At 44.0% G+C, this 243-nt stretch carries 1 protein-coding gene; it reads left to right on the forward strand.

Annotation, left to right across the window (positions count from 1 at the left end):
• Positions 1 to 10 precede the first annotated feature (10 nt).
• Positions 11 to 121, forward strand: a complete 111-nt coding sequence (locus tag R0J87_RS23850; protein WP_498889500.1) for a hypothetical protein — start codon at positions 11 to 13, stop codon at positions 119 to 121.
• Positions 122 to 243 lie beyond the last annotated feature (122 nt).

Genomic DNA, 243 nt, shown 5'->3' on the forward strand with positions numbered 1-243 from the left:
GGACGGGGTGATGATTAAAGATAATCATATTGCCGCATGTGGTTCTATCCGTGAAGCTTTAGAAAAAGCAAGAGCATACGCCGTTCATATGGTGAAAATTGAAGTGGAAATTGAATCATAAGCACAGCTCATGGAAGCCAGAGATGCAAAAGCAGATGTCATCATGTTTGACAACTGCTCCCCCGCCGAAGTAAAGCGTTTTAAACAAATGACACCAGAGACGATCGTGACAGAGGCATCAGG

The organism is Halomonas sp. SIMBA_159 (assembly GCF_046536035.1).
Lineage (GTDB): Bacteria > Pseudomonadota > Gammaproteobacteria > Pseudomonadales > Halomonadaceae > Vreelandella > Vreelandella venusta_A.

Excerpts from the sequence above, each read along its gene's own strand:
- R0J87_RS23850 (WP_498889500.1), top strand. The coding sequence starts at position 11 with ATGATTAAAGATAATCATATTGCCGCATGTGGTTCTATCCGTGAAGCT.